The following is a 23439-nucleotide window of genomic DNA, read 5'->3' as shown; positions in this document are numbered from 1 at the left end:
TTGGCCACGGCGGCTACCGGGCCGCGGCGCGCACGGCGGCGGCGAACGTGTCGCCACGGTCGGCGTAGCCGGCGAACTGGTCGAACGAGGCGCCGGCAGGAGCCAGCAGCACGGTGTCACCGGTACGGGCGAGGCTTGCCGCCGCGGCGACGACCTCGGTCATCACCTGGGCACCCAGGCCGGGCCCGGAGGCGTCGACCACGCGAGTCTCATGAGTAACAGCTGACTCATTGGTCTCATGCACCACAGCATCCTCCCGCGTCACAACCTCGATGACGGGGACATCGGGCGCGTGTCGCGATAACGCGTCGGCAACCACGGCACGGTCGCGGCCGATCAGCACGGCTCCGACCAGCCGATCCGCGACCGCGGTGACCATCTCGTCGACCGAAGCGCCCTTGAGCAGGCCGCCGGCCACCCACACCACCCGCGGGTAGGCCAGCGCCGAGGCCTGGGCAGCATGCGGGTTGGTGGCCTTGGAGTCGTCGACGTAGGTAACGCCGTCGACGACGGCCACCCGTTCGGCGCGGTGCCGGCCCACCTGGAAATGGGCCAGCGCGTCGGCGATCGAGGCGGGCGCGACGCCAACGGCCCGGGCCAGCGCGGCCGCACCGAGTGCGTCCAGCACACCGACCGGGCCTGCGACGGGGATCGAGGCGACCGGGGCCAGCGCGAGGTCGTCGGCAAACGCCCGGTCGACGAGCATGCCGTGGTGCACGCCGAACTCCCCTGGCCCAGGCTCGCCGAGCCGGAAGCCGGTCTTGACGGGCGCTGCTGCAGTCGAAGTCAGGGAGGCCGCAACGGGGTCGTCGAGCCCGACCACCGCGACCGCTCCGTCGAGCGCGCGGGCTTTGGCCTCGGCGTAGGCAGCCATCGAGCCGTGCCAGTCGAGGTGGTCCTCGGCGACGTTGAGCACCGCGCCCGCCGCCGGGCGCAGGGACGGCGCCCAGAACAGCTGGAAGCTGGACAATTCCACCGCCAGGAAATCGGCCGGTTCGCTCAGCACGTCGAGCACCGGGTCACCGATGTTGCCGCACAGCACCGCGCGGCGCCCGTCGGCGACCAGCATGGCGTGCAGCATCGAGGTGGTGGTGGTTTTGCCGTTGGTCCCGGTGACCACCAACCAGCGTCGCGGCGGCCCGTAGTGCCCGGCCGCGTCCAGTCGCCAGGCCAGCTCGACGTCACCCCAGATCGGGATCGCGGCTGCGACCGCCGCCGCCAGGACCGGCGCACTCGGCGGGAAACCCGGGCTGGTGACCACCAGCGTGAAGTCACCGATCCCGGCGACCGCCTCCGCGGGCGTGATGGTGTCAATACCGTTGGCCGCCAATGCTTTCAGCGAGTCGACATTGTCGTCGCACACCCGGATGCCGACATCCCAGGACGCCAGGGCGCCCACGACCGCGCGTCCGGTGATCCCGGCGCCGGTCACCAGGACCTGCGCCCCCGGACTCAGCTCAGCCAGACCGGGCAGCACGTCAGGCCCCGATGGCCGACAGCCACTCGCCGTAGAACAACGCCACCCCGAGCCCGCAGGCGATCGCGGTGAGCAACCAGAACCGGATGATCACCGTCGTCTCGGCCCAGCCGACCAGCTCAAAATGGTGGTGGAACGGCGCCATTCGGAACACCCGGCGCCCGGTGGTTCGGAAGGCCAGAATCTGCACCACCACCGAGGTCACCTCGGCGACGAACAACGCGCCGAGCACCACCGCCAGCACCTCGGTGCGGCTGGTGACCGACAGCCCGGCGATCATGCCGCCCAGCGCCAGCGACCCGGTGTCACCCATGAAGATCTTGGCGGGCGCGGCATTCCACCACAGGAAGCCGATGCATGCCCCCGCGGTCGCTGCGGCCAGCACCGCCAGATCCAGCGGGTCGCGGACGTTGTAGCAGCCCAGCCCCGGCGCGGTGGCGCAGGCGTTGCGGTACTGCCAGAAGGTGATCAGCACGTAGGCGGCGCTGACCATCGCCATGCTGCCGCCGGCCAGCCCGTCCAGGCCGTCGGTCAGGTTCACCGCGTTGGACCAGGCGCTGACGATCACCACGCAGAACAGCACGAACACCGCCGAACTCAAGGTGACCGTGGCGATCTCGCGCACATAGGACAGTTCCGGGCTGCCCGGAGTCAGCCCGTCGGCGTTGCGGAACTGCAGCACCAGGATGCCGAACAGCACCGCGGCAGTGAGCTGTCCGACCGTCTTGGCGGTCTTGTTCAGGCCGAGATTGCGCGAGCGCCGGATCTTGATCAGGTCGTCGACGAAGCCGACCCCGCCCAGCGCGGTGGCCAGCCCGAGCACCAGCAGCCCGGAGGCCGACGGGCCGTCGCCGTCGAGCGCGAGACCGACCAGGTGCGTGCCGAAGTAGCCGGCCCAGATGCCGGCCAGGATCGCCACCCCGCCCATCGACGGCGTTCCGCGCTTGGCCTTGTGGCTGGGCGGGCCGTCCTCGCGGATCTCGTGGCCGAGGCCCTGGCGGGTGAACAGCCTGATGAGCGCCGGGGTCAGCAGGATCGACACCGTCAGCGCGATGCCGACGGCGATCAGGATCAGTCTCATGAGGTGGGCTCCAACAGCGCCTCGGCCAGCGCCCCCAGACCCGCGGAGTTCGATGCCTTGACCAGAACGACATCACCGGGCTGCACTTCGGCGCGCAGTAATTCCAGGGCAGCGTCGGCGTCGTCGACCATGGTGGATTCCGAACCCCAGGATCCCTCCATGACCGCCCCGTGATGCATGGCGTTCATGGGCCTCCCGGTTCCGACGACGACGAGTCGACTGATATCTAAGCGCACGGCGAGTCGGCCGACGCGATCGTGCTCGGTTATCGACTCATCGCCCAGCTCCGCCATCTCACCCAGCACTGCCCAACTACGACGCCGTCCACCCGAGCGTGCCATCACGGCCAGTGCCTGCAGACCGGCCTTCATCGAATCCGGGTTGGCGTTGTACGCGTCGTTGACGACGGTCACGCCGTCGGCTCGGGTGTGCACCTCCATGCGGTGCCGCGACGCGGGGCCCGCGGTGGACAGCGCCGTGGCCACCTGAGCGGGTGTCGCTCCACATTCGAGTGCCACCGCGGCCGCACTCAGCGCGTTGCCGACCTGATGTTCGCCGTGCACGACCAGTTGCACCATGGCCGAGCCGACCGGCGATATCAGCGTGAAATGCGGCCGGGCCAGGACGTCGAGTTCGACATCCACAGCCCGGACATCGGCCGCGGCGGACTGCCCGACCCGCACCACCCGCGCGGCCGTCCTGGCTGCCATCTCCGCCACCATCGGATCGTCGGCGTTGAGGATCGCCACTCCGGAGGACGGAACCGCTTCTACCAGTTCACCTTTCGTGGCCGCGATGACCTCACGCGAGCCGAACTCACCCAGATGGGCCGTGCCGACGTTGAGCACCACCGCGATCGACGGCGGAGCAATCGCCGCCAGCGCGGCGATGTTGCCGGGATGGCGCGCCGACATCTCCAGGACCAGATAGTCGGTGTCCTCCGTCGCCCGCAGCACCGTCCACGGATGGCCGAGCTCGTTGTTGAACGATCCCGGCGGAGCCACCACCTCCCCGAGCGGGCGCAGCACCGCGGCGATCAGATCCTTCGTCGACGTCTTGCCCGACGAGCCGGTGACCCCGACGATCGTCAGCCCACCCGCGACCAGTTCGGTGGCGACGGCCGCGGCCAGCTTGGCCAGGGCGGCCAGCACGGCCGCGCCCGAGCCGTCGACGTCGTGTTCGAGCACCCCGGCCTGGGCGTCAATGGCCACTGAACTGCTGGTGGGCGGGACGACGATCGCGGGCACCCCGACCGGCCGCGCCGCGAGCACCGCCGCGGCCCCGGCCTCGACGGCGCCTTTGGCGAAGTCGTGACCGTCGGAGCGCGCGCCCGGCAGCGCCAGGAACAGCCCGCCGGGGCCGACCTTCCGCGAGTCGAACTCGACGGTCCCGGTGACGGTTCGGCGGGCGGCCTCCTCGGCGCTGATATCGGCGAGTTCGCCGCCGACGATCTCGGCGATCTGGGCGACGGTCAGCGCGATCATCGGGCGGCACCCCGTTCGTCGAGGGCGGCCGCGAGCTCGTCACGGTCGTCGAACGGCCGGGTCTGCCCGTTCGCGGTCTGCCCCTTCTCATGCCCCTTACCCGCGATGACCACGACATCCCCTTCGCGGGCCCAGGCCACGGCATGCCGGATCGCCGCGCGCCGGTCGCCGATCTCGACGACTTCAGCGCTTCCCTGCCCGGTGCCGGCAAGGATCGCCGCGCGAATGCTCTGCGGCTCCTCGTCGCGGGGGTTGTCGTCGGTGACGACCACCAGGTCGGCCAGCTCGGAGGCGATGCGGCCCATGGGTTCTCGCTTGCCAGGATCGCGGTCACCGCCCGCACCGAACACCACGGCGAGCCTGCCCCGCGGCCGCTTGAGGGTCTCCAGCACCGCCTGCAGCGCACCGGGTTTGTGCGCGTAGTCGACGACAGCCAGGAAGTCCTGGCCGCGCTCGACGCGTTCGAGCCGGCCGGGGACCGTGGCATCGCGCAGGCCCGGCGCGGCTTGCTCGGGTGACACCCCGACGGCGTCGAGCAGGGCCAGCGCGAGCAGCGCGTTGGCCACGTTGTAGCGACCGGGCAGCCCGATCCGCAGCCGGTGATGCACACCGACGGGGTCCACCGCGGTGAACTCCTGCCCGCCGCCGTCGAGCACCACCACATCCTCGGCGCGCCAGTTCGCGGGGTGGCCTTCGGCGGACACCGTGACCGCGTCGGCGGCGCGGCGGGCCATATTGCGGCCGGCCTCGTCGTCGACACAGATCACCGAGACGGCGGCATGCGCGGGCGAAGCCGGGTCGAACAACCGGGCCTTGGCCTCGAAGTAGGCGTCCATCGTCGGGTGGAAATCGAGGTGGTCGCGCGACAGGTTGGTGAACCCACCCGCGGCGAAGCGGATGCCGTCGGTGCGGCCGAGTTCCAGCGCGTGACTGGAAACCTCCATGACGGCGGTGTCGACCCCTCGCTCGGCCATCACGGCCAGCAGCGCCTGCAGGGCCGGGGCCTCCGGGGTGGTCAGCGCACTCGGCACGTCGGCCCCGGCGATCCGCACGCCGACGGTGCCGATCAGGCCGGGCGTCCGCTCGGCCGATTGCAGGCCCGCCTCGATCAGGTGGGTGGTGGTGGTCTTGCCGGACGTTCCGGTGACACCGATGACCACGACCCGATCCGACGGGTGGCCGTACACCGCCGCGGCCAGCTGCCCGAGCACCGTCCTGGGCGCGGGATGGACGAGAACCGGTACCGCGGGCGCGCCGAGCGTGCGCTGGATGACGGTCAGGCCTTCGGCGTCGGTGAGCACCGCGACGGCGCCGTTCTCGATGGCCACGCCCGTGTACTGGGCGCCGTGTGATGACGAGCCGGGCAACGCGGCGAACAGATCGCCGGCCCGTGCCTCCTGGCCGCGCAGAGTGACGCCGGTGATCGCCACCTCGGGAGCCACACCGCCGCCGGCGGGTACCGCGCCGACCCGGGCGGCCAGCGTCGGCAGGATCAGCGCCGGAGTGGTGCGGGGCCGCAGGGCATTGTTCATCGGGTTGTCACCCTACCGAGCAACTCGGCTCGCGCGGCTATGTGGCCTGCAGGATCAGCGGCGCGCCGGGGTCGGCCGAGAGCGGGACGTTCTGCCGCTGCAGCAGCCAGGCGGCGATGTTGTGGAACAGCGGCGCCGCCGAGTGACCGGGTGTGCCGTCCGGGTTGCGCTGCGGATTGTTCATCATGATGCCGATGACGTAGCGGGGATCGTCGGCGGGCGCCATACCGGCGAAGGTGATCCAGTAGACGTCGCTGTAGTAGCAGCCGCAGGCCGGGTTGATCTGCTGCGCGGTGCCGGTCTTGCCGGCGATCTGGTAGCCGTCGACAGCAGCCGGCGCGCCGGTGCCCTGCTGGTACCCCATCGGGTCGCGCTGCACGATGGCGCGGAACATGTTCCGCACGGTGCGGGCGGTCTCGGGCGAAACGACCCGGATGCCTGCCGGTTGCGGCTCATCGGTGCGAGTGCCGTCGGCAGCGATGGTGGACTTGACGATTCGCGGCGGGATACGGACCCCGTCATTGGCGATGGTCTGGTACATCCCGGTCATCTGCAACAGCGTCATCGAAAGACCCTGTCCGATGGGCAGGTTCGAGAACGTGCTGCCCGACCACTGGTCGATCGGCGGCACCAGGCCGGCGCTCTCGCCGGGCAACCCGACGTTGGTGCGCTGGCCGAGCCCGAACTTGCCGAGCATGTCGTAGTACCGCTCCGGCCCGATCCGCTGCGCGAGCATCAGAGTGCCGACGTTGGAGGACTTCCCGAACACGCCGGTCGTGGTGTACGGCATCACGCCGTGGTTCCATGCGTCGCCGACGGTGACGCCGCCCATGTTGATCGACCCGGGTACCTGAAGCACCTCGTCGGGGTTCGACAGCCCGTACTCGATCACCGATGAGGCAGTGACGATCTTGTTGACCGACCCGGGCTCATAGGGCGAGGTGACCGCCAGATTGCCCATCTGCTTGTCCTGCTGGCGCCCGATGTCCTGACTGGGGTCGAAGGTGTTGTCGTTCGACATCGCCAGCACTTCACCGCTTTTCGCGTCCAGCACGACTGCGGACACGTCCTTGGCGCCAGACAGGTCCTTGGCCTGCTGGACCTGCTGCTGCACGTAGTACTGGATGTCGTCGTCGATGGTGAGCTGAATGGTGGAGCCGTTCACCGCGTCGTGCTTGTTGCGGTAGCTGCCGGGGATGACCACCCCGTCGGACCCGCGGTCGTAGGTGATCGACCCGTCGGTGCCCGACAGCTTCCCATCCATCGAGTCCTCGAGGCCGAGCAGGCCGTGGCCGTCCCAGTCGATGCCACCGACGAGGTTGGCCGCCAGCGCACCACCGGGGTACTGCCGCAGATCTTGGCGCTCGGCGCCGATTTCGGGGAACTTCTTGGTGATCGCATCGGCGATCGCCGGGTCGACGGCGCGGGCGAGGTAGACGAAGGTCTCGTTGCTGCGCAGCTTCTTGAGCAGGGTGGCCGCATCGGGCTTGTTACCCAGCTTGCCCGCCACCTCGGTGGCGATCTGGGTGAGCCGCTTGTCGGGATCCGGTGCGGCGGGCGACTTCTCCTTGGCCTCGGCCAGTTGCTTGCGGATCTTGACCGGCTGGAAGGTCAGCGCCCTCGCCTCGATGGTGAACGCGAGCTTGTCGAAGTTGCGGTCGACGATGCTGCCGCGGACGGCCTTTTCGACGTCGGTCACCTTGAGCTGTCCGGCGGCCTCGGCGCGCAGACCGGCAGCCTGGGGCACCTGGAGGTTGAACAGCTGGACGGCCGCGACACCGAGCGCGAGAAAGATGACCATGTTGCCCGCCCGATGGCGGAACACGAATGATGCTGTGCGGCTGCCGCTTTCGACGAGTTCGCGGGTGCGGCGCGCCTTGGCCGAGCGGCCGGGTCCCGGATCGGGCTGGGTCTTGACCACCCGGGAGCGCTGGCGCGTGGCCTTCGCCGGTCCGGTGACCTTGTCGGACTTGTCCCGACGACTCACTGGCCCGCTCCGGCGGGCGCGACGGGCGCGACCGGCACGGCTTGGGCGACATCAGGGGTCACCGCCGGCGGGGCGGCGTCGGCCGGGGCAGCCAGCGGTGCGGGCTGCGGGACTCCGGCGGGCACGGCCAGCACACCGGGCTGGGGTGCCAGAGCGGGCAGCATCGGCGCACCGGGCAGCGGGACTGCACCAGGTACGGCCACCGCAGCGGGCGGTAGAACAGTTCCGGGCGGGACCGTCACGGCTCCGGGCGGCAAAGTCACTGCACCATTGAACGGCAGCGTGGCGAGCGGAGTCGGTACGACACGCACGGGAACCTCGGGCGAACTTCCCGGCTTCGGTGCGGGCGCGGCGGGCGGGGCGGGCGCGGCCGGGGGTGCCGGCACCGCGTCGGGCAGCTTGTTGTTCAGCGGTGGCGGCGGTGCGCCCTCGGCGGGCTTGGGCTTGCCGACCACCGTCCAGTTGCCCGTCGGGTCCTGCACCAGGTGGGCAGTGTCCTTCGACGGGATCATGCCCAGATTGCGTGCGGACTCGGCCAGGGCGGGCGCGGACTCGGCCTCGAGCACATCGCGCTCCAGCGCTTCTTTCTGTTGCGAGAGCGCCTCGTTCGTGGAGCGCGCGGCGCCCAGTTGATAGGACCGCTGCGCGGCATCGGTGGACAACCACAGCGTGACGGCCAGACCGATCCCGAGCGACCCGATCACCAGGACGACGAACGGGACCTTCGTCATCAAGGTCTGCGGGCGCAGATCGATGCCGGCGAGCCGGGCGATCAGTCGATCGCGTAATGGCGGCCGGACAACCTTGGGGGCCTTGGCCTTACGCGCCTTCGCCCGAGCCTTGGCCTGGCTGACGTTCTTGGCCCGTGCCGGGCGTTCGGCGGGCCGGGCGACGGGTGCGGTCTGCGGGCCCTGGCGCAGCGCGCGGGGCTCGTGGGGCCGGCGCGCCGACGTGCGCGCGGGCCGCGCCGCGCTCTCGGCGCCGCGACGGCGCGCGGTTGCGGTCGTGCCTTTCTTGGCGGCCTTCTTCGGGTCCTCTTTCTTGCCCCGCTTGGCTTCGCTCTTGGCCTCGCGACGGTCCCCCGGACCCGCTGGCTTACGCCCGACCTTCATCAGTTCTTCCCTCCCCGTCGAGGATTGCCCGGCATCACGCGTTGCAGTGCCCGCAGCCGGACCGGCGCACTGCGCGGATTACGTTCGATCTCGTCTGCGTCGGCCCGCTCGGCGCCACGGGTGATCGCGCTGAATTCCGGCTCGTAGCCGGGCAATTCGACGGGCAGCCCCGCCGGTGACCGGGAGGCCGTCGCCGCGGCGAACGTGGTCTTGACGATCCTGTCCTCCAGCGACTGGTACGACATCACCACGATGCGCCCGCCCTCGCGCAGCGCGTCCAGGGCCGCGGGCAGCGCCTCCGACAGCGAGTCCAGCTCGGCGTTGACCGCGATTCGCAATGCCTGAAAGGTCCGCTTCGCGGGATGACCGCCGGTGCGTCGGGCCGGTGCCGGGATGCCGGCGTAGACGATCTCGACGAGCTCGCCGGTGGTGGACAGCGGTGCCCGCTGGCGGCGCTCGACGATCAGCCCCGCGATCCGGTGGGCGAACTTCTCCTCGCCGAAGCGGCGCAGGATGTCGGTCAGCTCTTTGCGGTCGTAGGTGTTGAGGATCTCGGCGGCGGTCAGCGGGGCGTCGGTGTCCATCCGCATGTCCAGCGGCGCGTCCTTGGCGTAGGAGAACCCGCGCTCGACCTGGTCGAGCTGCATCGAGGAAACGCCGAGATCGAGCAGCACGCCGTCGATGGAATCCGAAGGCGTGCAACCGGCTTCGACCAACGCGTCGGCGATGCCGTCGTAGCGGGTGTGGACCAGGGTGATCCGGTCGGCGAACGGCGCCAGCCGGGCGCCCGCGATGGCCAGCGCACCGGGGTCGCGGTCGAGGCCGATCAGGCGCAGCTCGGGGAATTGGGTCAGGAAGCGTTCGGCGTGCCCGCCCGCGCCCAGTGTGCCGTCGACGAGGATCGCTCCCGGGCGGGCCAGCGCGGGGGCCAAGAGCTCGACACAGCGGTCCAGCAGGACGGGGACGTGGCCCCCATGGCGGGATTCGGGGCCGGATTCGTCAACCACGACGGGACCTCCGGATGAATGTGGGCGCGCCCCTGAATCGAGGTCCCTGTCCGAGATCGCGAACCTGGCGTTGGGGAAGTACGTCAGGGTCGGTTCGGGCAGAGGCCACGATGCACGGGCTACCTCCGGCTGGGCGGCCAGCTCAGATGATGTCGCTGAGTGCTTCATCGCTGGCCGCGGAGAAGTTCTCTTCGTGGGTTTCTTGGTATTCCTGCCAGGCCTGGGCATCCCAGATCTCGAGGAAGTCGACGGCGCCGATCACCACGCAGTCCTTGGACAGGTTGGCGTAGCGCCGATGGTCCGCGGACAGCGTGATCCGGCCCTGGGAGTCGGGATGCTGCTCATCGGTGCCGGCGGCCAGGTTGCGCAGGAACGCACGCGCCTCAGGATTGCTGCGCGAGGTCTGCGTAGCCCGCCGGGCCAGCTGTTCGAACTCCGCACGCGGGTAGACAGCCAGGCTGTGATCTTGGCTCTTGGTGACCATCAACCCTCCTGCCAGTGCGTCGCGGAACTTGGCGGGCAGTGTCAGCCGCCCTTTGTCGTCGAGCTTGGGCGTGTAGGTGCCGAGAAACATGCTGTGCACATCTCCTTGCTCCTACCGCCCCGGAGCCGTCGCCCCGTTAACCGCCACAATACCCCACAATCCCCCACTTTGCTCCACATAATGCATCGATTTCGGCCCACATCCACCACTGTCTGCCACCGCAAGCAGTTCTTGGCCCGCCAGCGCTCTCCGGTGGGCACCAAAAGTCCAGCTCAGCGCCCGGTGGGGCGGAGTGGGGAGGGTTGGAGGCACAAAAAACGGGGCAGCCGGCTGGCTACCCCGTATGCGTGAAGCTGCTGCTCACTCGTCGAAACGACGCCGGAAGCGATCCTCCATGCGGCTGGTGAACGATCCGCCGCCACCCTTGGCCTTGCGCTGACGCGAGCCAGACGATGGGGACGGGCCGGACTTGTCCCGCCCACCGGCGACGCGCGGGCCGGTGATCGCGAACACGACGCCGCCGAACATCACCACGAAGCCCACGACCGAGAGGATCGGGAAGCTGCCGATCATGGTGGCTTTGAACGCCACACCGGCGACCAGCATCGCCAGACCGATCACGAACAGGCCGGCACCCTGAAGCCGTCTACGCGTGGAGGGAGCCCGCAGAGTTCCGCCTCGTACGCTCGAGGCGAACTTGGGATCCTCGGCGTAGAGAGCGCTCTCGATCTGATCGAGCATGCGCTGCTCATGATCGGAGAGTGGCATTCGTCCCTCCTTGCCGACGCGGCCGGTCACGATTCCGATAAAACTTGGCTGCCCAGCGATTCCCCGGGCAACTAACCAAATGATACGAGCTGAAGGTGCGCCGTACCACCTAGTTGGTCCACCCGATTGTAGCTGTGTCCAGGGGTTGTTCTGTTCCCGCCATCATCACGTAAGAGGCCCGTCATCACCTCACCGGTGCAGGCCCGGCCGGGACTGCACCGATAATGGCCGTACACCCATGACTGATCAGCAGACTCCGAAGGGCACCGAGGCGTTGGCGACTTTCCTCATCGATCTGTCGGCCAACGACATGGCGCAGCGCCTCCAGGACGCCCTGACCGTGTACGTCGATGCCATGCGCTACCCCCGTGGCACCGAGAGCCAGCGCGCCGCGATGTGGCTCGAGCACACCCGGCGACAGGGCTGGAAAGCCGTTGCGGCGGTCGAGACCGACACCGCCGTCGGCGAGCAGGCCAGCGCCGAGGCGCTCGACGGCGCTCCCCTGCTCGGCATCGCGTACGGCTACTGCGGAGCTCCGGACCAGTGGTGGCAGCAGCAGGTGGTGGCGGGCCTGCACCGGATCGGCGTGCCGGCCGAGGAAGTGGGCCGGCTGATGGGCAACTACTTCGAGCTCACCGAGCTGCACATCCACCCGAGCGCCCAGGGCCGGGGCCTTGGCGAGGCCCTGGCCCGGCGGCTGCTGACCGGCCGCAGCGAGGCCCACGTGCTGCTGTCCACCCCGGAGATCATCGGCGAGGCAAACCGCGCATGGCGGCTGTACCGGCGGTTGGGCTTCACCGACGTGATCCGCGGTTACCACTTCGCCGGCGACCCGCGCGCGTTCGCCATTCTGGGCCGCAGCCTCCCGCTTTAGCGCGAATCTGGCACGATACCCACGTGCGCGACCGATCCCGCCGCCTGCGCTTACGCGCCGTGGCGTTGCTGCTGCTCCTCGTGGCGCCATTGGCGGTCGGCTGCGTGCGCGTGCACGCCTCGATCACGGTGTCGCCTGACGATCAGGTTTCCGGCCAGATCCTGGCCGCGGCGAAACCGCGCGATTCCGACGACCAGGGTCCGCAGTTCGACCTCAATGTGCCGTTCAGCCAGAAGATTTCGGTGTCGAAGTACGACACCGACGACTACGTCGGCTCCCAGGCGGTGTTTTCCAACCTGAGCTTCTCCGAGGTGCCGCAGCTGGCCAACCTCAACCGCGAGGCGGCCGGCGTCGACATCTCGCTGCGGCGGGCGGGAAATCTGGTGATCCTCGAAGGCCGAGTCGACCTGACCAGCGTCAGCGATCCCGACGCCGATGTGGAGCTGACGGTGTCCTTCCCCGGCGAAGTGACGTCGACCAACGGCGACCGGATCGACACCGACGTCGTCGAGTGGAAGCTCAAGCCGGGTGTCGTCTCCACGATGAGCGCCCAGGCCCGCTACACCGATCCCAGCACCCGCTCGTTCACCGGCGCGGCACTGTGGCTCGGGCTCGGCGCGCTGGTGGTCTGCGGCGTGATCGGGTCGCTGGCATGGGTCAGCCGGGACCGCTCACCCCGATTCGCCAACGCTGATCAAAGCGAGAGCTAGCCGCTTGGTGGGGCAAAGTTCCCCCGACGCCTTACTCTGGTTGCGCACCCACCCTCGTACACAGAAAGGGGCGCCGCGCTGAGCGTCGAAGCAGCAGCCCCGTCGGCCGTCCAGCTGGCCGGCGCCGTCACCGATCAACTGCGGGGATACCTGGCAGGCCGCCGGGCCGACGCCGCGTACATCGGCACCGACTACGACGGGCTCATCGCCGCTCTCGAGGACTTCGTCCTGCGTGGTGGCAAACGAGTCCGCCCGGCCTTCGCCTACTGGGGATACCGCGCGGTGACCGCCGAGCCCGACGCGAGCGTGGACGACGGGATCCTGCTGCTGTTCTCGGCACTGGAGCTGCTGCACGCCTGCGCCCTGGTCCACGACGACGTCATCGACGATTCGGCGACCCGGCGCGGCTGGCCCACCGCCCACGTCCACTTCACCGACCTGCACCGCAGCCGCGGCTGGCGCGGGGACTCGGTGCAGTTCGGCCGGTCGGCGGCCATCCTGCTGGGTGACCTGTCGCTGGTGTGGGCCGATGACATCGTCGCCGGGGTGGATCTGCCCGTCGCCGACCAGCGCCGCGTCTGGCGGGTGTGGTCCGACATTCGCACCGAGGTGCTCGGCGGCCAATACCTCGACATCGTCGCGGAATCCAGTGGCGCCGAGTCGATCGAGTCGGCGATGAACGTCAACACCTACAAGACCGCGTCGTACACGATCTCGCGACCGCTGCAGCTGGGCGCGGCGGCCGCCGCCGACCGACCCGACGTGCAGCGAATCTTCTACGAGCTCGGCACCGATCTGGGTGTCGCGTTTCAGCTGCGCGACGACGTGCTGGGCGTGTTCGGCGATCCCGCGGTGACGGGCAAGCCGTCGGGCGACGACCTGCGGTCCGGCAAGCGCACCGTCCTGTTGGCCGAGGCTCTGGAGCGGGCTACCGCGGCCGACCCCGACGCCGCCGATCGGCTGCGCGCCGGCATCGGCACCGAGCTCACCGACGGCGCGGTCCGCCAGCTGTGCGACATCATCGAATCGGTCGGCGCACTGGCCGCGGTGGAAAGCCGCATCGAACTGCTGACCAACCACGCGCTGGGTCTGCTCGAGAGCGGGCCGATCAACGCGCCGGCCAAGGCCGGCCTGACCGAACTCGCGAGATTGGCCGCCAACCGGTCGGCCTAGACCCATGTCCGCGATCGCTCCCACTCCCCCCAAACCGCAGGCCGGTCTCGCACGCCTGGCGGCCTTCACCGCCGGCGACGAGGGCCGGCCGGCGCTGCTGGGGTTCCTCGGCGCGGTGCTGATCACGCTCGGCGGGCTCGGCGCCGGGAGCACCCGCCAGCACGACCCGCTGCTCGAGTCGATTCACTTGTCCTGGCTGCGATTCGGCCACGGCCTGGTGGTGTCCTCAGTGCTGCTGTGGGGCGGCGTGGTGCTGATGCTGGTGGCGTGGCTGTGGGTTGGCAGGCGCGTCGTAGAGCCCGGCAGCGAGGTCAGCGACTACACGATGATCGCGACCACCGGCTTCTGGCTGGCGCCGCTGCTGCTGAGCGTCCCGCTGTTCAGCCGCGACACCTATTCCTATCTGGCGCAGGGCGCGCTGCTGCGCGACGGTCTCGACCCGTATGCCGTCGGGCCGGTGGAGAACCAGAACTCGTTGTTGGACAACGTCAGCCCGATCTGGACGACCACCACCGCCCCCTACGGACCGGCATTCATCCTGGTGGCCCGCTTCGTCACCACCCTGGTCGGCGACCATGTGGTGGCGGGCACGATGCTGCTGCGGCTGTGCATGCTGCCCGGGTTGGCGATGCTGATCTGGGCGGCCCCCCGGGTGGCGCGCCACATCGGCGCGAACGGTGCGGTGGCCCTGTGGATTTGCGCGCTGAACCCGCTGGTGATCATTCACCTGATGGGAGGGGTGCACAACGAGATGCTGATGGTCGGGCTGATGATGGCCGGCATCGCGCTGACCTTCGCGCGCCACCACGCCGCGGGCGCGATGCTGATCGCCATTGCCGTCGCGGTCAAAGCCACCGCGGTATTGGCATTGCCGTTCATGGTGTGGGTGTGGATGCGGCACCTGCGCGCCGACCGAAAGATGGGCGCCGTCAAGGCTTTCACGACGGCGTCGGCGGCGTCGGTGGCGATCTTCGTTGCGGTGTTCGCGGTGCTGTCCTGGGTGGCAGGGGTGGGCCTCGGCTGGCTGACCGCACTGGCCGGCTCGGTGAAGATCATCAACTGGCTGACCATCCCGACGGCGGTCGCGAACCTCACCAACGCGATCGGCGGGCTCTTCCTACCGGTGAACTTCTACGCCGTCCTCGATGTCACCCGGATCGCCGGCATCATCATCATCGCGGTGTCACTTCCGCTGCTGTGGTGGCGGTTTCGCCACGACGACCGCGAAGCGCTGATGGGCATCGCATGGGCCATGCTGATGGTCGTGCTGTTCGTGCCCGCAGCGCTGCCCTGGTACTACACCTGGCCGCTGGCGGTGATGTCGGCGCTGGCGCAGTCCCGTGCGGCGATCGCGCTGATCGCCGGGTTCTCCACCTGGATCATGGTGATCTTCAAGCCGGACGGTTCGCACGGCATGTACTCGTGGATCCACGTGCTGCTGGCCACCGCCTGCGCGCTGGCCGCGTGGTATTCGCTCAGTAAGCCATGGCCTGAGCGCGCCGGACCACCTCGCGGGCCTGGTGAGCATCCAGCGCATCTACCGGACGGGCATTGCTGATCGACTCTTTCGTCCCGTCACGGGTCACCGTCAGGGAGGGATCGGCGGTGAACAGCCAGCGCAGGATCTCGGTGTCGCGATAGCCGCCGTCGCGCAGCACGGCCAGCAGGCCGGGCAGGCTCTTGACCACGCCGCCGTGCGCATTGATGAAGACCTTGGGGATCATCGGGACGCCGCCGCGCTTGACCGCGACCAGGTGGCCCTCGCGCAATTGCTGGTGCACCTTGGTCACCGGGATACGCAACAACTCGGCGACTTCCGGAAGGCTGTAGAGGGGCTCGTCGGGATCCAGAACATCGTCACCGGCAGGAATGCTGCTCACCCGCTCCAGTCTAGGCCGACGGTCCCCGCGGATACCATGTCTGCGTGACGTCGGACCCCCTGATGGGCGTGTTGCTGGAAGGCCGGTACCGCGTCGACGCCAAGATCGCGACCGGCGGAATGTCGACGGTGTACCGCGGTCTGGACGTCCGCCTGGACCGGCCGGTGGCGCTGAAGGTGATGGATGCGCGCTACGCCAGCGACAGCCAGTTCCTGACCCGCTTCCAGCGTGAGGCCCGCGCAGTGGCCCGCTTGAAAGATCCCGGGCTGGTCGCGGTGTACGACCAGGGGCTGGACGGCAGCCATCCGTTCCTGGTGATGGAACTCGTCGAGGGCGGCACACTGCGGGAGCTGCTGCGCGAGCGCGGCCCGATGCCCCCGCACGCCGCCGCCGCGGTGCTGCGCCCGGTTCTCGGTGGCCTGGCCACCGCCCATCACGCCGGGCTGGTACACCGCGACGTCAAACCCGAGAACGTGCTGATCTCCGATGACGGCGAGGTCAAGCTCGTCGACTTCGGCCTGGTACGCGCGGTGGCCGAGGCGGGTATCACTTCGACCAGTGTCATCCTGGGCACCGCGGCCTACCTGTCCCCCGAACAGGTCAGCAGCGGCGCGGCCGACGCGCGCAGCGATGTCTACGCCGTGGGGATCCTGGCCTACGAATTGATCACCGGCACAACACCGTTCACCGGCGATAATCCACTGACCGTGGCCTATCAGCGGATGGACAACGACGTGCCGGTGCCCAGCACGGTGATCACCGGCGTGCCGCGCCAGTTCGACGAGTTCATCGCGCGGGCCACCGCGCGCAACGCCGAGGAGCGGTTCGCGGACGCCGAGGAGATGGCCGAGGATCTCGACGCGATCGCCGGTGAGTTGGCGCTCCCGAAATTCCGGGTGCCCGCACCGAAGAACTCCGCGCAGCACGCCGCGGCCACCGCCTTCCACAGCAGGCCCACCGACGATTACCGGGCCGCCCCGCCTGCCTTGCCACCCCCGCCTCCCCCGCCGGCGGTCAAGAATCCGACCCGGCAGCTCATCCGCGACCCGCAGGACTGGCAGCCCACCCCGGCTGAGGACGAAAGCCCGGAATTGGCAAGTCAATTCGCCGGTATCGACATCAATGAGTTCATCTGGGAACGTCAGCGCGCCCGGCGCTCAGTGGTGTTCTGGGTGCTGATCGTGGTGCTGCTGACCGGCGGCGTGGCCGCCGCCGGCTGGATGTTGGGCACCAATATCGCCGCCCTGATCTAGGCCCGAACCGACCCTCTTGACAATCACTACACTCGTAGTGATACTCAAATTCATCTGATGATGAATTTGAGGAGGCGACGGACATGACCGCACCTGACCTGGGCGTCCTGATCGTGGGCGCAGGTCCGACCGGACTACTGCTGGCCAACGAACTCGTCCGGCACGGCGTCACGCCGCGGATCATCGATCGCGCTCCGCAGGCGGCGACCACGTCCCGTGCTCTCGTCGTCCAGCCGAGAACGCTGGAGATCCTCGACGACCTCGGCATCGCCGAGCAGGCTTTCGCGGCCGGCACCGCGGCCTCAGAGCTCACCATCACGTTCGCGGACAAGACCGTCGACGTGGACTTCGCCGGCCAGCTGACCGGACCGCAGAACCTCACCGCCTACCCCGAGCCGCGCACGCTCTCCCAGCACGACACCGAACGCATCCTGACCGACCTGCTGTCCCGGCACGGCGTCGAGATCGAACGCGGTGTGGCACTCACCGACTTCACCCAGGACGGCGACGGGGTGACCGCGTCGCTGCGCCACGGGGACGGCGCGACGGAATCGGTGCGCTGCCAGTGGCTCGCCGGGTGCGACGGCGCGCACAGCGCAGTGCGCAAGGCCAGCGGCATCCCGTTCTCCGGCGACACCTACCGCGACGAGTTCATCATGGCCGACGCCGAACTCGACTGGAAGCTACCGCACGGCGGACTCTACGGATTCCCTAGTCCGGCAGGTATTTTCGCGGCGTTCTCGATGCCCGGCACCAACCGTTATCGGATCTTCGGAAACTTCCCGCCGGGCCCGGACGGCCCGAGTGCGGAGTACAGCGAACCCACTCATGACGAGTTCCAGGCCATGGTCGACGAGCGAGTTCCCTTCCCCGCCACCGTCGTCAAGGAATTCTGGGTCACCCGCTATCGGGTGCACAGCCGCACGGTGCCGCGCTACCGCGACGCACGGATCTTCCTCGTCGGCGACGCCGCTCATGTGCACAGCCCCGCGGGCGCACAGGGCATGAACACCGGCATCCAGGACGCCTACAACCTCGGCTGGAAGCTCGCGTTCGTGGTGCGGGGGCTGGCCGACGAGTCGTTGGTGGACAGCTACAACGCCGAGCGGCACCCGATCGGTGTTCAACTTCTCAAGACCACCGACCGGATGTTCTCGGTGTTCGGCGGGCAGAATCCGTTGGCGCGCTTGGCCCGTGGCCGGGTCGCGCCCGTGCTGGCCAGCCACGTGCTGTCCCGCGGGTGGGTGCGCAGGCGCTTCATCGGACTGCTGGCGCAGCTGCGGCTGCACTATCCGGACAGCCCGCTGAATGCGCAGGACGGTTCGGACTGGCACGACGCCCCCGCGCCCGGCGACCGCGCGCGCGAGGCCGACGTGCTGATCGACGGCAACCGGGGGCGCCTCTACGACGTGTTCCGCGGGACACACCACACCGTGCTGCTGTTCACCGGACTCGACGACGAGGCGCGGCCCGCCATCGAACTGTGCCGGATCGCAGAACAACTCGAGCAGGAGAATCCGGGGCTGGTGAAAGCGCGGGTGGTCACCGCCGAGCGCTTCGCCGATCACCCTGCCGCCCTTGGTGATCCGACCCGCTCGGCGCACCGTCAGTACGGGATGACCACACCGGGCGCGTTCGTGATCCGGCCGGACAAGTACATCAGCTACCGAGGCCGGCCGGCCGAACTAGTCGCGCAGCATCTCCGCTACCAGGAACGCCAGCTCCAGTGACTGCTGGGTGTTCAGGCGCGGGTCGCAGGCCGTCTCGTAGCGGCCGGCCAGATCGGTGTCGGAGATATCCTGTGCGCCACCAAGGCATTCGGTGACGTTCTCGCCGGTGATCTCCACATGCATGCCGCCGGGATGAGTGCCCAGCGCGCGGTGCACCTCGAAGAAGCCCTGTACCTCGTCGACGATGCGGTCGAAGTGGCGGGTCTTGTAACCCGTCGAGGACTCGTGGGTGTTGCCGTGCATCGGGTCGCACTGCCAGATCACGTGGTGACCCGAGGCCTGCACCTTCTCGATGATCGCCGGCAGCACGTCGCGAACCTTGCCGTTGCCCATCCGGCTGACCAGCGTGAGCCGGCCGGGCTCGTTGTTCGGGTCGAGGCGCTCGACGTACTCCACCGCCAGTTCCGGTGAGGTGGTCGGGCCGATCTTGATGCCGATTGGGTTGGCGATCACCTCGGCGAACGCGACGTGGGCGCCGTCGAGCTGGCGGGTGCGCTCCCCGATCCAGACGTAGTGCGCCGACAGGTCGTAGAGCTTAGGCCCACCTGCGGCTTCGGCGTCCATCCGCAGCATCGCGCGCTCGTAGTCCAGCACCAGCGCCTCGTGGCTGGCATAGATATCGGCGGTGTCCAGGTTGCGGTCGTTGACCCCGCAGGCCGTCATGAACCGCAGGCCACGGTCGATCTCACCAGCCAGCGCCTCGTAGCGGGCACCGGCGGGTGAGGTGCGGACGAATTCGCGGTTCCAGTCGTGCACCGCGTGCAGCGACGCCAGCCCGGACGACGTCAGCGCGCGCACCAGGTTCATCGCGGCGCTGGCGTTGGCGTAGGCGCGTACCAGGCGGGACGGATCGTGTTCGCGCACAGCGGCATCCGGGGCAAAGCCGTTGACCATGTCACCGCGGTACGACTTCAGCCCCAGCGCGTCGGTGTCCGACGAGCGCGGCTTGGCGTACTGGCCGGCGATCCGGGCCACCTTCACCACCGGCATGCTCGCGCCGTAAGTCAGGACCACAGCCATCTGCAGCAGCGTGCGGATATTGGCGCGGATGTGCGGCTCGGTGTTGTCGACGAAGGTCTCGGCGCAGTCGCCACCCTGGAGCAGGAACGCCTTGCCCAGGGCCACGTCGGCCAGTTGCGACTTCAGCTTCTCGATCTCGGAGGGCACGGTGACCGGCGGCACGCTCTCGAGCACCGTCCGCATCGCGGCGGCCTGCTCGGGATCCCAGCTGGGCTGCTGCAGCGCCGGCTTGCTCAGTGCCGCATCGAGGCGTCCGCGCAGGTCAGCCGGGAGCGGCGGCAGCGACGGCAGCTGTTCGATCGGTACATCAACGGTCCAGTTCACCCGTCCATGGTAACGGGGTGGCGAACTCGTTTTTACCGCTCGGCGGCGGCGGAGCCGACGTCCACGCCGGTGGTCATCAGCACATACCTGCGCCGGTTGTGCTGAGCGTCGACCAGGGCGTCGTGGGTGTCATGCGGCCGCGGTGGCATCCGGGGGCAGCCGCGCTCCTCCCAGAACTGCCGCAGCTCCCGGGTGAACCGCGGGATCTGCGGCGGCAGGCTGGTCATCGGCCCCCACAGCTGGCACAGCGCGACGTGGTCGTAGGCGGCCACCCAGGCCCACAGCTCGATCGGCTCGTCACCGTCGATCGCGAAGAACTCCTCGAGGCCCTCCCGGATCTGGCGGCGGGACTGCCACAGCTGCGACGACGGGCTCGGCAGTTTCGGAAGCACGTTGTTACGCACCCACTTACCGGCGGACTCGGGATCGAACTCGGTGGAGATCGCGTAGTACTCGCGCCCGTCCTCGGCCACCACCCCGATCGAGATCAGGTCGATGATCCGGCCGTTGTCGATGAATTCCGTGTCGTAGAAGAAGCGCACTGGCCGCACCCTATCCTGACGTCTCGCCCCGCGGCGGCGGAGCCGGCGCCGCGTGGATCTCCTTGTCGAGTTCGGCGTCCACCTCGGCGTCGGCCGGGAAGCTCGGCTCACCGGCGATGATGTGTTGCAGCCAGAGCTTGGCCTGCACGACGGGGCGGCGCATGTAGCGCTCGCGCTCCAGTGCCTTGTGCATCTTTCTGGGCTTGTCCTGGTAACGCCACCGCGCCCACGGCGCGTGCGGACGCGACAGCCGGATCGCGCCGATGAACAACAGCGGGGTGAAGAACATGCCGACCAGGCCCGTCCAGACCTTGCCCTTGAGCAGGACGACCACCGCCAGCGCCAGGGTCAGTGCTGCCAGAACGACGACGACCGTGCGGGCCGCGATCGAATCGTCCGCGCGCCAGAATCCGATGTCGAAGAAGGACAGCGGGTTGAAACCCATGATCAACAGGCCGGCCACGGCGATCGCGGCGAACACCGCGTCCACCGAGGTGCGGCCGTCCTCGGCCCAATACACGTCCTGCAGGTGCAGGATGAGCGCGAACTCGTCCAGAACGAGCGCCGCGCCGATCCCGAAAATGATTGCCGCAGCGGTGAATTCACCAACACCGCCCTCGGTGGCCAAGGTCACCATGGTGACCCCGGAGACCATCACCAACACGACACCGATCACGACGTGGTGGATGTGCAGCCCACCGCCGGCGGAGATGTTGCGCGGCTGCCACCACTTGCGGGGCGCATCGTTGCCGGCGTTGTGGCGGATGTAGCGCACGATCGTCCGGGTCACGAAGAACGTGCAGATGAACGCGATCAGACACCACATCAGCGGCACGCGCCCGGGGGCGACGACGTCGAAGTGCAGGTGAAAGGGCACGGGGTCAGAAGATACGCCCGATCAACCCTGATAGGGGCCGCCACGGCCGGGATAACACCCGGCGCGTCGCACCGCACCGATACTCTGATGGCGACATGAGTATGCGGCGGTTACCCGATCTGGGCAGTGAGGCGGCGAGGCCCTGGCTGACCGCGGGATGGCGAGTGACGCAGGTCACCATCGTCGCGCTGGTGCTCAACGCCGGTTGGTTGTTGTTCGGCAAGATCCCCTACCGCATCGACATCGAGGTCTACCGCATGGGCGGGCAGGCCTGGCTGGACGACCGGCCGCTGTATGCCGGCGACGCGATGTTCCACACGCTGGCCGGGCTGGACCTGCCGTTCACCTACCCCCCGCTGGCGGCGATCGTGTTCAGCCCGTTCGCCTGGATGTCGCTGCCGGTGGCCAGCGTGACCATCACGGTGATCACGCTGATGCTGGTCCTGCTGTCCACCTGGATCGTGCTGAGCCGGCTGGCGGTGTGGCCGGTCTCGGCGCTCACCAAGGAGCCTGCGTGGCTGCGCCGGGCCTGGCTGACGGCCGGCATCGTGGCGCTGGCGGTGATGTACCTCGAGCCGATCGACGCCAACTTCGACTTCGGCCAGATCAACGTGGTGCTGATGACGCTGGTGATCGCCGACTGCCTGCCGCGCCGCACCCCGTGGCCGCGCGGGATGCTGCTGGGCATCGCGATCGCCCTCAAGCTGACGCCCGCGGTGTTCCTGCTGTACTTCGTCCTGCGCCGGGACGGCCGGGCCGCCCTGACCGCGGTCGGCACGTTCATCGGCGCCAGCCTGCTGGGGTGCGCGCTGGCCTGGCGCGATTCGGCGGAGTACTGGACCACGACGATCCTGCACACCGACCGGATCGGCAGCGCGGCACTGAACACCAACCAGAACATCGCCGGCGCGCTGGCCCGGCTGGGGCTGGACAAGAGCACCCACTTCATCCTGTGGACGCTGGCGTGCTTCGCCGTGCTGGCCCTGACGATCTGGGCCGTCCGGCGGGTGCTGATCGCACGGGAACCCACGCTGGCGCTGATGTGCGTGGCGCTGTTCGGGCTGGTGGTGTCCCCGGTGTCGTGGTCGCACCACTGGGTGTGGGCGCTGCCGACGGTCATCACCGGCGCGGTGCTCGCCTACCGTCGCCGAAACGTCGCGCTCGGCGTGGTCACCGCGATCGGCGTGGTGCTGATGGTCTGGATTCCGCTCGAACTGCTGCCCAAGCACCACGAGGAGACGGCGTCGTGGTGGCGCCAGTTGCTCGGGATGTCCTACGTGTGGTGGGCGCTGGCCGTGATCGTCGTCGCGGGCCTGACCGTGGTGACGGCGGCTGCTAGCCCGCGGCGCTCTCCGGGATCCGCGCCGGTGGCTGATCTGGTGCATCCGGCTTAGGGTCGGCGTTCTTGAGCGTCGCCGCGTAGATGTCGACGTACTCCTGGCCGGAGAGCTCCATCAGCTCGTACATGACCTCGTCGATCACGGCCCGTTCGATGAACCGGTTGCCTGCGAGGCCGTCGAAACGGGAGAAATCCATCGGCTTGCCGAAGCGCACCGTCACCCGGCCGAAGCGCCACATCTTCGATCCCGGCGGGTTCACGACGTCAGTTCCGATCATCGCGACCGGAATCACCGGAACCTGGGTCTCCAGGGCGAGGCGGGCCAGCCCGGTCTTGCCCTTATAGAGGCGGCCGTCCGGTGAGCGGGTGCCCTCGGGGTACATGCCGAGCAGCTTGCCCTCTTTGAGAATGCGCTCGGCGGTGTTCAGCGCCGCCTGGGCGGCGTCGGCGTCGGAACGGTCGATCGGCACCTGGCCGGCGACCGTGTAGAACCACCGGTTGAACCAGCCCCCGATACCCGTGCCGGTGAAATATTCGGACTTCGCCAGGAACGTGATCCGCCGGCTCACCACCAGCGGAAGGTAGAAGCTGTCCGCCACCGCCAGGTGATTACTGGCCAGGATCACCGGTCCGGACGTCGGAACGTGTTCCAGCCCTTCGACTTTCGGCCTACCGAGCAAAGCCAGCAACGGGCCCATGAAGATGTACTTGAACAGCCAGTACCACATGGGGCCTCCCGGTAGGTGACGCGCTTTGCGCTAACTCTACCCAGGCGCCAGCACACC

The 23439-nt window shown here is 68.9% G+C and carries 21 protein-coding genes; 7 read left to right on the top strand and 14 right to left on the bottom strand.

Going from position 1 to position 23439, the window contains the following annotated elements:
• Positions 1–13: 13 nt before the first annotated feature.
• The 9 genes from murD to EV580_RS17465 all read right to left on the bottom strand — a co-directional run bounded on the left by murD (position 14) and on the right by EV580_RS17465 (position 10932).
• The gene (gene murD / locus EV580_RS17505) at positions 14–1477 is read right to left on the bottom strand and encodes a UDP-N-acetylmuramoyl-L-alanine--D-glutamate ligase (protein ID WP_133692477.1); all 1464 of its coding nucleotides are present in this window, start codon (positions 1475–1477) and stop codon (positions 14–16) included.
• Position 1478: 1 nt separating this feature from the next.
• Positions 1479–2558 carry a phospho-N-acetylmuramoyl-pentapeptide-transferase gene (gene mraY / locus EV580_RS17500; protein ID WP_133692476.1) on the bottom strand — a complete coding sequence of 360 codons (1080 nt, stop codon included), beginning with the start codon at positions 2556–2558 and terminating at the stop codon, positions 1479–1481.
• Positions 2555–4042 carry a UDP-N-acetylmuramoyl-tripeptide--D-alanyl-D-alanine ligase gene (locus tag EV580_RS17495; RefSeq protein ID WP_133692475.1) on the bottom strand — a complete coding sequence of 496 codons (1488 nt, stop codon included), beginning with the start codon at positions 4040–4042 and terminating at the stop codon, positions 2555–2557. Before EV580_RS17495 ends, mraY begins: the two co-directional genes overlap by 4 nt.
• On the bottom strand, positions 4039–5574 hold the full coding sequence (locus EV580_RS17490) for a UDP-N-acetylmuramoyl-L-alanyl-D-glutamate--2,6-diaminopimelate ligase (RefSeq protein ID WP_133692474.1): 1536 nt from the start codon (positions 5572–5574) through the stop codon (positions 4039–4041). The genes EV580_RS17495 and EV580_RS17490 overlap by 4 nt, the downstream gene beginning before the upstream one ends.
• 37 nt (positions 5575–5611) lie before the next feature.
• A complete protein-coding gene (locus tag EV580_RS17485) occupies positions 5612–7495 on the bottom strand; it encodes a peptidoglycan D,D-transpeptidase FtsI family protein (protein ID WP_286171711.1) in 1884 nt (627 codons plus the stop codon).
• A gap of 62 nt (positions 7496–7557) precedes the next feature.
• Positions 7558–8673, bottom strand: a complete 1116-nt coding sequence (gene ftsL / locus EV580_RS17480) for a cell division protein FtsL (protein ID WP_133692472.1) — start codon at positions 8671–8673, stop codon at positions 7558–7560.
• Positions 8673–9848: a 16S rRNA (cytosine(1402)-N(4))-methyltransferase RsmH gene (gene rsmH, locus EV580_RS17475; RefSeq protein ID WP_133692471.1), complete on the bottom strand. Its 1176-nt coding sequence runs from the start codon at positions 9846–9848 to the stop codon at positions 8673–8675. Before rsmH ends, ftsL begins: the two co-directional genes overlap by 1 nt.
• A complete protein-coding gene (gene mraZ, locus EV580_RS17470) occupies positions 9823–10254 on the bottom strand; it encodes a division/cell wall cluster transcriptional repressor MraZ (RefSeq protein ID WP_094484486.1) in 432 nt (143 codons plus the stop codon). The genes rsmH and mraZ overlap by 26 nt, the downstream gene beginning before the upstream one ends.
• A gap of 270 nt (positions 10255–10524) precedes the next feature.
• The gene (locus tag EV580_RS17465) at positions 10525–10932 is read right to left on the bottom strand and encodes an SCO2097 family morphological protein (protein ID WP_133692470.1); all 408 of its coding nucleotides are present in this window, start codon (positions 10930–10932) and stop codon (positions 10525–10527) included.
• Between the two features lie 274 nt (positions 10933–11206).
• On the opposite strand from EV580_RS17465, the gene EV580_RS17460 reads away from it, so the two are divergent.
• From EV580_RS17460 to EV580_RS17445, 4 genes are all read left to right on the top strand, one after another.
• Entirely contained in the window at positions 11207–11806 is a 600-nt protein-coding gene (locus tag EV580_RS17460) for a GNAT family N-acetyltransferase (protein ID WP_166654796.1), read from the top strand.
• A gap of 23 nt (positions 11807–11829) precedes the next feature.
• Entirely contained in the window at positions 11830–12516 is a 687-nt protein-coding gene (locus EV580_RS17455; protein WP_133692468.1) for an LppM family (lipo)protein, read from the top strand.
• A 114-nt stretch (positions 12517–12630) separates the two neighbouring features.
• A complete protein-coding gene (gene idsA2 / locus EV580_RS17450; RefSeq protein WP_133692467.1) occupies positions 12631–13689 on the top strand; it encodes a bifunctional (2E,6E)-farnesyl/geranyl diphosphate synthase in 1059 nt (352 codons plus the stop codon).
• A 4-nt stretch (positions 13690–13693) separates the two neighbouring features.
• Positions 13694–15247, top strand: a complete 1554-nt coding sequence (locus EV580_RS17445) for an alpha-(1->6)-mannopyranosyltransferase A (protein WP_133692466.1) — start codon at positions 13694–13696, stop codon at positions 15245–15247.
• Here the strand turns inward: EV580_RS17445 and EV580_RS17440 are convergent.
• A complete protein-coding gene (locus EV580_RS17440) occupies positions 15165–15569 on the bottom strand; it encodes an Rv2175c family DNA-binding protein (RefSeq protein ID WP_133692465.1) in 405 nt (134 codons plus the stop codon). The genes EV580_RS17445 and EV580_RS17440 overlap by 83 nt on opposite strands.
• 62 nt (positions 15570–15631) lie before the next feature.
• Here EV580_RS17440 and EV580_RS17435 point away from each other — a divergent pair, with 62 nt between their 5' ends.
• A complete protein-coding gene (locus tag EV580_RS17435; protein WP_133693110.1) occupies positions 15632–16822 on the top strand; it encodes a protein kinase domain-containing protein in 1191 nt (396 codons plus the stop codon).
• A gap of 83 nt (positions 16823–16905) precedes the next feature.
• On the top strand, positions 16906–18552 hold the full coding sequence (locus EV580_RS17430) for an FAD-dependent monooxygenase (protein WP_133692464.1): 1647 nt from the start codon (positions 16906–16908) through the stop codon (positions 18550–18552).
• Here EV580_RS17430 and EV580_RS17425 read toward each other — a convergent pair.
• Genes EV580_RS17425 through EV580_RS17415 form a run of 3 tightly spaced genes read right to left on the bottom strand, consistent with a single transcriptional unit; the run spans position 18508 to position 21264 of the window.
• Positions 18508–19896, bottom strand: a complete 1389-nt coding sequence (locus tag EV580_RS17425; protein ID WP_133692463.1) for a class II 3-deoxy-7-phosphoheptulonate synthase — start codon at positions 19894–19896, stop codon at positions 18508–18510. The two genes, EV580_RS17430 and EV580_RS17425, sit on opposite strands and share 45 nt — an antisense overlap.
• A gap of 32 nt (positions 19897–19928) precedes the next feature.
• A complete protein-coding gene (locus EV580_RS17420; RefSeq protein ID WP_133692462.1) occupies positions 19929–20438 on the bottom strand; it encodes a polyadenylate-specific 3'-exoribonuclease AS in 510 nt (169 codons plus the stop codon).
• A 10-nt stretch (positions 20439–20448) separates the two neighbouring features.
• Positions 20449–21264 carry a hypothetical protein gene (locus EV580_RS17415; protein WP_221218326.1) on the bottom strand — a complete coding sequence of 272 codons (816 nt, stop codon included), beginning with the start codon at positions 21262–21264 and terminating at the stop codon, positions 20449–20451.
• 146 nt (positions 21265–21410) lie between these two features.
• Between EV580_RS17415 and EV580_RS17410 the strand changes: the two genes are divergently transcribed.
• On the top strand, positions 21411–22709 hold the full coding sequence (locus tag EV580_RS17410; RefSeq protein ID WP_133692460.1) for a glycosyltransferase 87 family protein: 1299 nt from the start codon (positions 21411–21413) through the stop codon (positions 22707–22709).
• Here the strand turns inward: EV580_RS17410 and EV580_RS17405 are convergent.
• Complete coding sequence (locus tag EV580_RS17405) at positions 22651–23382, bottom strand: lysophospholipid acyltransferase family protein (protein ID WP_133692459.1); 732 nt, start codon at positions 23380–23382, stop codon at positions 22651–22653. The two genes, EV580_RS17410 and EV580_RS17405, sit on opposite strands and share 59 nt — an antisense overlap.
• Positions 23383–23439 lie beyond the last annotated feature (57 nt).

It is taken from the genome of Mycobacterium sp. BK086 (assembly GCA_004362315.1).
GTDB lineage: Bacteria > Actinomycetota > Actinomycetes > Mycobacteriales > Mycobacteriaceae > Mycobacterium.
The sequence above is the reverse complement of the archived record's forward strand: the minus strand, read 5'-3'. Positions and strand labels throughout refer to the sequence as shown.

Excerpts from the sequence above, each read along its gene's own strand:
- mraY (WP_133692476.1), bottom strand. The coding sequence starts at position 2,558 with ATGAGACTGATCCTGATCGCCGTCGGCATCGCGCTGACGGTGTCGATC.
- EV580_RS17495 (WP_133692475.1), bottom strand. The coding sequence starts at position 4,042 with ATGATCGCGCTGACCGTCGCCCAGATCGCCGAGATCGTCGGCGGCGAA.
- EV580_RS17490 (WP_133692474.1), bottom strand. The coding sequence starts at position 5,574 with ATGAACAATGCCCTGCGGCCCCGCACCACTCCGGCGCTGATCCTGCCG.
- ftsL (WP_133692472.1), bottom strand. The coding sequence starts at position 8,673 with ATGAAGGTCGGGCGTAAGCCAGCGGGTCCGGGGGACCGTCGCGAGGCC.
- rsmH (WP_133692471.1), bottom strand. The coding sequence starts at position 9,848 with ATGAAGCACTCAGCGACATCATCTGAGCTGGCCGCCCAGCCGGAGGTA.
- mraZ (WP_094484486.1), bottom strand. The coding sequence starts at position 10,254 with ATGTTTCTCGGCACCTACACGCCCAAGCTCGACGACAAAGGGCGGCTG.
- EV580_RS17465 (WP_133692470.1), bottom strand. The coding sequence starts at position 10,932 with ATGCCACTCTCCGATCATGAGCAGCGCATGCTCGATCAGATCGAGAGC.
- EV580_RS17445 (WP_133692466.1), top strand. The coding sequence starts at position 13,694 with ATGTCCGCGATCGCTCCCACTCCCCCCAAACCGCAGGCCGGTCTCGCA.
- EV580_RS17435 (WP_133693110.1), top strand. The coding sequence starts at position 15,632 with ATGGGCGTGTTGCTGGAAGGCCGGTACCGCGTCGACGCCAAGATCGCG.
- EV580_RS17430 (WP_133692464.1), top strand. The coding sequence starts at position 16,906 with ATGACCGCACCTGACCTGGGCGTCCTGATCGTGGGCGCAGGTCCGACC.
- EV580_RS17415 (WP_221218326.1), bottom strand. The coding sequence starts at position 21,264 with ATGTGGTGTCTGATCGCGTTCATCTGCACGTTCTTCGTGACCCGGACG.
- EV580_RS17410 (WP_133692460.1), top strand. The coding sequence starts at position 21,411 with ATGAGTATGCGGCGGTTACCCGATCTGGGCAGTGAGGCGGCGAGGCCC.
- EV580_RS17405 (WP_133692459.1), bottom strand. The coding sequence starts at position 23,382 with ATGTGGTACTGGCTGTTCAAGTACATCTTCATGGGCCCGTTGCTGGCT.